This window comes from Streptomyces sp. NPDC046308, assembly GCF_055588065.1.
Genome location: NZ_JBVJFB010000010.1, coordinates 287,630 through 289,172 on the forward strand (window position 1 = coordinate 287,630; position 1,543 = coordinate 289,172).

Sequence of the window (1,543 nt, forward strand, 5' to 3'; positions counted from 1 at the left end):
AGCACGGCGGGCGGCTCCAGCGAAGCCCGCAGCCGTGCCCGCCCGACGGCCGGGCACCGACGCGGAGGGCACCGGGCGGGGGGCGGCGGGGACCGGGCGGGAGGGCGGCGGCAGTCGCGGGTTTCACCCGGGGGCCTGGTTTCGCCCGGGGCGGGGTTTCACCCGGGGCCTGGTTTCACTCGGGTGGCGCACATGCGCGGGCCGGGGCAGCGGCACGGCACCAGGCTGTGTCCCAGGACGGACCGCGCCGAGGGGTGACAGCGGTGGGAGCAGCCAGGAGACGGGCGACGGCCGCCACCGCCGTCGTGACCGCGGCGGTGGCGGCCGTGGCGGTGGCCGTCGCCGCCGCGGGCTGCTCCCCCGCGGGCGGCGGCCCTTCCGGCAGGCGGACACAGGACCCGGAACGGCCTCCCGCCATCGCCACCTCCCCACCCACCCCACCCACCCCGTCCGCCCCGTCCGCCCCGTCCGTCACGTTCGCTCCGTCCGCCGCGCCCTCCCACCCCTTCGCGGCTGCTCCCTCTGCCGCGTCTTCTCCGGTGGGGCGCGGGAGGCTGGTCCCCCGGTATGAGGACGGCAGGACGGCCCAGGACCGGCGGACCCAGAGGTTCCTGCAGGAGACCGAGGTACTGGAGCACATCGCCGCGTTCGCCAACGAGCGGATCGCACTCGCCTACGACGTGCCCGTGGTCGCCAAGAGCTGCGGCGGCGCCAACGCCTCCTGGGACCCGCGGGCCAAAGACATCACGTACTGCTACGAGCTCGTCGAGGAGACAAGACCCGTCTTCCTCGAGCAGGCCGCGCGGGAGGGCTCGGGCAGCGCCGCGGACCGGGCCAAGGCCGCGGACGACGGCGTCATCGGGTTCTCCAACGGTGTCCTCCTGCACGAACTCGGACACGCCCTGGTCGACATGTACGACCTGCCGATCACCGGGAAGGAGGAGGACGCCGTCGACCAGCTCGCCACCCTGCTCCTGGCCACCGGCGGCGAGCAGCACATCGACTACGCGGTGAGCACCATCAACGCGTGGGGAGCGCTGGCCGACGCACAGGAGAGCGGAGACCTCTCCGGCCTGTTCTCCGACGAGCACTCCCTGAGCGCGCAGCGCTTCTACAACGAGATCTGCTGGCTGTACGGCTCGAACCCCGACGCCTTCGCGTCGGCCGTCATCGCCGTCGGCAACCCCGACGGTGTGCTGCCACCGCTTCGGGCCCAGGGCTGCCGGCACGAGTACGAACAGATCCGAAGGTCGTGGAACAGGCTCCTGCAGCCGTACCTGAAATGACCGAGCGCACGCGAAGACGCCCGGCCGCAGAAGGATTCCGGGCCGGGCGTCTTCAGGAGAATCTGCCAGGTGCTGCCGTGTACGGCCCACTGCTGCGGTCGTGTACGGCCGTGCTGCGGCCGGGTACTGCTGCAGTGCTGCGGCCGGGTGCTGCTGTCGGCTTAGTACCAGTGGTTGGCGGACCAGAAGTTCCAGGCGCCCACGGGGCTGCCGTAACGCTCGTTCATGTAGTCCAGGCCCCACTTGATCTGGGTGGC

Annotated in this window: 2 protein-coding genes; one reads left to right on the forward strand and one right to left on the reverse strand. The window is 72.4% G+C overall.

Annotation, left to right across the window (positions count from 1 at the left end):
• Positions 1-263 precede the first annotated feature (263 nt).
• Complete coding sequence (locus ACZ6JT_RS32890; protein ID WP_469215501.1) at positions 264-1,286, forward strand: DUF4344 domain-containing metallopeptidase; 1,023 nt, start codon at positions 264-266, stop codon at positions 1,284-1,286.
• Between the two features lie 161 nt (positions 1,287-1,447).
• On the opposite strand, the gene ACZ6JT_RS32895 is transcribed toward ACZ6JT_RS32890, so the two are convergent.
• Positions 1,448-1,543 (reverse strand): aggregation-promoting factor C-terminal-like domain-containing protein (locus tag ACZ6JT_RS32895; protein ID WP_467992924.1); only part of this gene is annotated, 96 nt, incomplete at its 5' end.